Below are 6231 nucleotides of genomic sequence, written 5' to 3'. Positions count from 1 at the left end.
GGGCGTGACGGCGTCGGGGCGCCGCCCGGGGGGCTTGGCTCCGGGCGGGTTCCGACGGGCTCCGACGGGCCTTAGATAGTGAACGCGCCGTGGTCGTACCAGCCCATCCCGGCCTGCTGGTCCCACCAGTTGGACCACACCCGCCCGTCGGCCCCCGTCCAGAAGACGTCGAGGTGCCCGGAGGTCCGGGCCACCGCCGTGACGCCGCTGCCCGGGACCGCGAGAACGGGCCACTGGGCGGCGATGGGGAAGGCCCCGTGGTCGTACCAGCCCATGCCGGGGATCTGGTCCCACCAGGCACTCCAGATCTTGCCGTCCGCGCCGGTCCAGAAGACGTCGAGGTGTCCTGAGGTGCGGGCGACGGCGGCGACGCCGGTGCCGGGGGCGGCGGGTACGGGCCACTGGGCGGCGATGGGGAACGCGCCGTGGTCGTACCACCCGTACCCGGTCTGCTGATCCCACCAGTTGCTCCAGATCTTCCCGTCCGTGCCGACCCAGAAGACGTCGAGGTGTCCTGAGGTGCGGGCGACGGCGGCGACGCCGGTGCCGGGAGCGGCGGGTACGGGCCACTGGGCGGCGATGGGGAACGCGCCGTGGTCGTACCATCCGTACCCGGTCTGCTGGTCCCACCAGTTGCTCCAGACCTTCCCGTCGGCACCGGCCCAGAAGACGTCCAGATGTCCGGAGGTCCGGGCGACCGAGGTCACGGCGGTGCCGGAGGCGGCGGCGGCCGGGAAGTCACGCGCGATGGGGAACGCGCCGTGGTCGTACCAGCCGTATCCCGCCTGCTGGTCCCACCAGTTGCTCCAGATCTTGCCGTCCGTGCCCGCCCAGAAGACGTCCAGGTGACCCGAGGTGCGGGCGGTCGACGCGATGCCCGTACCGGGGGCGGCGGGGGCCGGGAACTCGCGGGCGATGGGGAACGCGCCGTGGTCGTACCAGCCGTATCCCGCCTGCTGGTCCCACCAGTTGCTCCAGATCTTCCCGTCGGCGCCCGCCCAGAAGACGTCCAGGTGCCCGGAGGTGCGGGCGATGGACGTGACCCCGGTGTCGTGGGCCGCCCGCACCGGCCAGTCACGGGCGATGGGGAAGGCGCCGTGATCGCCCCAGCCCATCCCGGCCTGCTGGTCCCACCAGTTGGACCACACCCTGCCGTCGGTGTTCACCCAGAAGACGTCCAGATGACCCGAGGTGCGGGAGACGGAGGAGACCCGGTTGGCGGGCAGCCGCGGCAGCAGGGTCTGCCGGATCCGGCGCTGGCACACCGCGCAGAACGGCTGCCCCAGCACCCTCATCCGGCAGTTGTACTGCGGCCGGAACGCCTTGCAGTGGTAGTAGTGGGCACCCTCGAACGCGCCGACCGTCGCCGCGCCGACCGGGTTGGGCTGCGGGTCGCACACCGCGCAGTCGGCGTTCCGCGTCGTCGGCATGACGGTGGCGGGCGCGACCAGGTCCCGCCACTTGTTCGTCGCCCGGTTGGGGTCGATGGTGACGTTCGGTTCCGCCGGCTCCACCGCCGGGTGGGTGTTGCGGTCGGTGTCGATGCCGCAGCCGAGGTAGTACTCGTACTCGTCGGCAAGACCGAACGCGGTGTGGCCCATCTCGTGCAGCCCGATCTCGTTGGCGTTCGGCGCGAGGGAGAACACCGCGACCGATCCGCCCGAGCCGCCGTACACGGTGGAGTTGACGATCACCATCACCATGCTCCACTGCGGCACCTGCTGACCCGCCACCGTGAGCGCGGTGCTCGTGTTGACCGTCAGCAGCCGGCGGGTTCCGTTGTTGCAGAACGCCGCGTCGAAGTACGTGTTGGGCGCCGCCCCCGTACCGCCGCAGGTCGTCGGGTCGTCCGCGCCGCTGTCGTTCGAGCGGACGTCCACCCGGTACACGTTGATCGCGGCTCGCAGCGCGGTGAACGGCGCGGTGGCGAAGAGGGTGTCGACGAAGCTCCGGGCGTGCGTGGCGAACTGGCCCAGCTCATTGCTGCGGTAGCCGTCGCCCATGATGACCAGGTTCCAGCGGGCGTTCGCCGGACCATTGTCGACGATCTTGGTGGTGCCGACGACGGCACCGTCCCCCGTACCCATCTCAATGGCCCCCCTCGTCCGGCTCATCCCTCTGGTCCGTCTCGTCCCCCCGGTCCGGCTCATCCCTCCGGTCCGGCTCGGCCGCGTCCGGCCGCAGGGCGAAGCGCGCCACCTCGGCCGCGGGGGCCACGGTCGGCCCCGGGGCGAGCGGGCTGCTCACCAGCGCGACGTGATCGGCCTCCGCGATCTCGGGGACCAGCACCGCGAAGGCCCCCTTGGGCTCCTCCACCGGCACCCGGGCCAGCGAACGGTCCGGATCGTCGGAGAACACCTCGGCGTCGTACCGCACGGGCGGGTGCATGACGCGCCGGTAGAGCGGCTGCCGCTGTGCGTCGCGGAGCTCCACCCAGAAGCCCTTGACGTCGGGCCCCTCGTCGGTGGCCTCCGTGCCGGCCAGGTCCTCACTGGGCGGAGGGGCCGCGTCCACCCGCTGCCGGGAGACGAGCCGGATGTCCGGCCCCTCGTACTCGAAGATGAGCCGGACGGCGGCCGGGCCGTCCGGTCCGGAACCGGTGTGCTGTTCGGATGTCACGGTCGTCCATCCCCATTTCCAGGGTTCTCAAGGTTGCCGGGAAGGATGAGGTCCGGAGGTGTCCTGCCGCGCTGGTCGAACGGAGTCCAGGGGGCGCGTTCGAGCCGGTGACCCGGCGAGCGGCCCGGCGGGCGCCGACGGTGGGGGAGCCCTGGGGAAGGGACGGAAGCCGGACGGAGACCGTCGGCCCTTCGGAGGGCACGGGCCCGTCCACGGGCGGACGGGCGGAGGGCGGGGCAGGCGGACCACGAGCGGGAGAACGGGGGACGGGGAACCGGCCGCGTCGCACGGCCCGCACCCGGCCCGCGCACCGCCCACGCCCCGGCGGTGCCTCCGACGATTGCCCGGCGCCGCCACTGGCCATGGTGAGGGCGCGCGCGGACCCGCGCAATACCCCCGAACGGGTGATACGGGAGGCGTGGCGAGGGACGCGGGAGCCCAGCTCGCCGTCTCGCCCTTCCGGGGCTCTCCCGCTCTCAGGGGCTCAGCGCCGCCCGCGCCGCAGCCGCCCGGCCACGCCCACCCCGGCCGCCAGTACGGTCAGGGCCAGGGCGCCGCGGTGCCGGGAGGCCCACGGCTGGGCGGCCCGGACGACCGTCCGGTCGTCGAAGACGCCGTGGGCGCCGAAGTCGTGGCCGCCCTCGTCGTCTTCCGGATGCCAGAGGTTGACGGGCTGGCCCTCCTCCGTCGGCATGCACGTCTGCTGGGAGGAGAAGCCGGTCCGGGCGAGGTAGCGGTCCAGCAGCCCCGGGGCCACCGCGTTCGCGAGCAGGGTGCCGACGGTGCTGCCGCCGACCCAGTACTCGCGCCGGCGCGGGTGGTCGGCCGCGTACACGATGGCCCGGGCGGCGACTTCCGGCTGGTAGATGGGCGGTACGGGCTGGGGCCGGCGCGGCATCCGGGAGAGCGCCCAGCGGAACTGCGGCGTGTTCACGGCCGGCAGCTGGACCATCGTCGTCCGCACCCCGCTGCCCTCGTGCAGCAGCTCGCAGCGCAGCGACTCGTTCATTCCCTGGATGGCGTGCTTGGCCCCGCAGTAGGCGGACTGGAGAGGGATGCCGCGGTAGGCGAGGGCCGAACCGACCTGCACGATCGTCCCGTGGTCGCGGGGCAGCATGCGGGAGAGGGCGGCCTGGGTGCCGTACACGTACCCCAGATAGGTGACTTCCGTCGTCCGCCGGAACTCGTCGGGCTGGATCTCGACGAAGGGCGCGAAGACGGTGGCGAAGGCGTTGTTCACCCAGACGTCGACCGGCCCGAACTCCTCCTCCACCCGGCTCGCCGCCTCCCGTACGGCGTGCGCGTCCGCCATGTCCACGGGGATGGCGAGGGCCCTCCCGCCGGCCTTCTCGACCTCCTGGACGGCGGCGTCGAGCCCCTTCCGTCCCCGTGCCAACAAGGCGACACTGTCCCCGCGAGCGGCGAACGCCCGGGCGGTCGCCCGCCCGACCCCGCCGCTCGCTCCGGTCACCACGACGACTTTCGGCCTCCTGCGGATACTCACCGCCGCCGGGTACCCGGCGGGCCGGACGGCAAACGTGCGGCGGGACGCCGTTGACGTGCGGGGTTCCGCGTCGGCGCGGGTCCGCGCGCCGGTGGGCGGGGGAGGGGGCGGAATCCGCCATGCTCGGCGTATGCGAAGCCACCGCGCCTTGAGGCGCGCCGCCGTACCGCGTGCCGCTGTGACGCGTGTCGCTGTGTTGCTCGTCCTCGCCGCTCTGATCGTCACGCCGGTGCCGAGAGCACCTGCCGCGAGCGCCGCGGCCGGGTCGGGGGCCGACGCTCCCGTGGCGGGGAGGAGCGGCACGGAGACACCGGCGGCGCCCGCTTCCGGCCCCGGCTTCACCTCCGGTTCCGGCTCGGCCGAGTGGCTCTACGGTTCCGAGAACCGCACCTTCCCGACGACGCGCCGCGAGGTGGCCCTCACCTTCAACGCCGCCTGGGACGAGGCGGGCCTGGCGGACGTCCTGCGCACACTCGACCGGAACCGGGCACCCGCCACCTTCTTCCCCACCGGCCGGTTCGCCGAGCGCCACCCCGCCGCCGTGCGGGCGATGGCCCGGCAGCACGGCATCGGCAGCCACTCGCACACCCACCCGCACTTCTCCGGCCTCACCCGCGCGCAGGTCGAGGAGGAGGTGACCGCCGCCGACCGAGCCCTCCGCGCCACGGGCGCCGACCCGCTCCCCTTCTTCCGCTTCCCCTACGGCGAGACCACTCCCCAGGCGATCGCCCACGTCAACTCCCTCGGCTTCGCCGACATCGAGTGGACGACCGACACCAAGGGTTACGTCGGCACCGCGGGCGGAATGACCGTCCGGCAGGCGGTGCGGCGCGTCGCCGACGTCCTGCGTCCCGGCGCGATCATCCAGATGCACGTCGGCTCGGCCGACGGCTCCGGCGAGGTCCTGGACGCCGAAGCGCTGCCGCGGATCATCGACTTGGTGCGGGCACGGGGGTACGAGATCGCCGACTTGGCGGCACTGGCCCGGGGAGCCTGACGAAGGGGGACGCCCGGGCGGCGGCCGTCCGTGCCCGGCGGCCCGACGGGGAAGCCGCTGTGTGCTCGCGGACGTGCGGAGTGTGCGCGGAATGCCGCGCGCCGGGGCCTTTCGCCCGGAGACGCGCCCTACGCGGCGGGCCGCGGAGCGCCCTCGACGAGGGTGCGGAGGAAGGCCCGGACGAGGGAGGAACTGCCGGCGCGGGGCCAGATCGGGGCGTACTCGATACGGGGCAGGTGGGGGAAGGGCAGCCAGACGATGTCGGGGCGGCCGTGGTACTGCTCGGCCCGCGCGGACGCGAAGGTGACGCCCTTGCCCGCGCCTACCATGGCCAGCGCCTCCTGCCAGTGCCGGGCCGCGAAATGGGGGACGGGCAGGCCCGAGGGCGTCCGGCGGGGAAAGTGGTACTCCTGCCAGTACGGGGGCGTGGCCGCGGTGAAGGTGATGAGGGTGGCGGCGGCCAGGTCCTCCAATGTCACCGCCGGGCAGCGGGTGAACGGGTGCTCGTGGTGGGCCAGCAGCCGGCGGTCCTCGGCGATGAGGGCGGGACCGACGGCCAGGTCGTCCTCCACGACGGGCAGTTCGGTGACCTGGAGGTGCACCTGGCCGCTGCGGATCGGCCCCAGGGGATCGGAGAGCTGGATCTCCTGGATTCGGACCTCCACGTCGGGACGGTGGGCGGCGAACCGGTCGGCGGCGCCGAGGACGAAATCGGCCGCCATCGGGCTGGAGTAGCCCACCCGCAGCGCTTCACGCGCCCCCCGTGCGGCGGCCGTGGCACGGGCGACGGCCCGCTGTATCTGCCGGTAGGCGGGCAGCAGGTCGTCGCGTAGCTGCTCACCCACCGGAGTCAGGGCCACTTTTCGGCTCGTGCGCTCGAACAACGGAGCCCCGATGCGGCGTTCCAGCCTCCGGATGGTCTGGCTGACCCTGCCCTGAGCCAGTCCGAGCCGCTCCGTAGTACGCCGGAAATGGAGCTCCTCGGCCAGCGTCAAAAAGGCTTCCATCTCGTGCCGTTCCACGGCCGTCCCCCCAGTGTCCTCAATTGGTGAGCGTGACGCACCGATCGTAGGCGAGCTCGCTGTTGATCATGGTCGGGCAGACGGGAAGA

The 6231-nt window shown here is 73.2% G+C and carries 5 protein-coding genes; 1 reads left to right on the top strand and 4 read right to left on the bottom strand.

The features are described from left to right. Nucleotides 1–71: 71 nt before the first annotated feature. From ACSNOK_RS04580 to ACSNOK_RS04570, 3 genes are all read right to left on the bottom strand, one after another. Nucleotides 72–2087, bottom strand: a complete 2016-nt coding sequence (locus ACSNOK_RS04580) for a M64 family metallopeptidase (RefSeq protein WP_436779253.1) — start codon at nt 2085–2087, stop codon at nt 72–74. A 1-nt stretch (nt 2088) separates the two neighbouring features. After that, nucleotides 2089–2619: a hypothetical protein gene (locus ACSNOK_RS04575; RefSeq protein ID WP_436779252.1), complete on the bottom strand. Its 531-nt coding sequence runs from the start codon at nt 2617–2619 to the stop codon at nt 2089–2091. A gap of 484 nt (nt 2620–3103) precedes the next feature. Continuing rightward, nucleotides 3104–4123, bottom strand: coding sequence for an SDR family oxidoreductase (locus tag ACSNOK_RS04570; RefSeq protein ID WP_436779251.1), 1020 nt, complete (start codon nt 4121–4123; stop codon nt 3104–3106). A gap of 178 nt (nt 4124–4301) precedes the next feature. Between ACSNOK_RS04570 and ACSNOK_RS04565 the strand changes: the two genes are divergently transcribed. After that, complete coding sequence (locus tag ACSNOK_RS04565; protein WP_436779250.1) at nt 4302–5120, top strand: polysaccharide deacetylase family protein; 819 nt, start codon at nt 4302–4304, stop codon at nt 5118–5120. A gap of 128 nt (nt 5121–5248) precedes the next feature. On the opposite strand, the gene ACSNOK_RS04560 is transcribed toward ACSNOK_RS04565, so the two are convergent. After that, the gene (locus tag ACSNOK_RS04560; RefSeq protein ID WP_436779249.1) at nt 5249–6127 is read right to left on the bottom strand and encodes a LysR family transcriptional regulator; all 879 of its coding nucleotides are present in this window, start codon (nt 6125–6127) and stop codon (nt 5249–5251) included. Between the last annotated feature and the right edge of the window lie 104 nt (nt 6128–6231).

Origin of the sequence: Streptomyces sp. URMC 126, from assembly GCF_051386555.1 — a bacterium.
Classification (GTDB): domain Bacteria; phylum Actinomycetota; class Actinomycetes; order Streptomycetales; family Streptomycetaceae; genus Streptomyces.
This window is presented reverse-complemented; position numbering and strand designations above follow the sequence as displayed.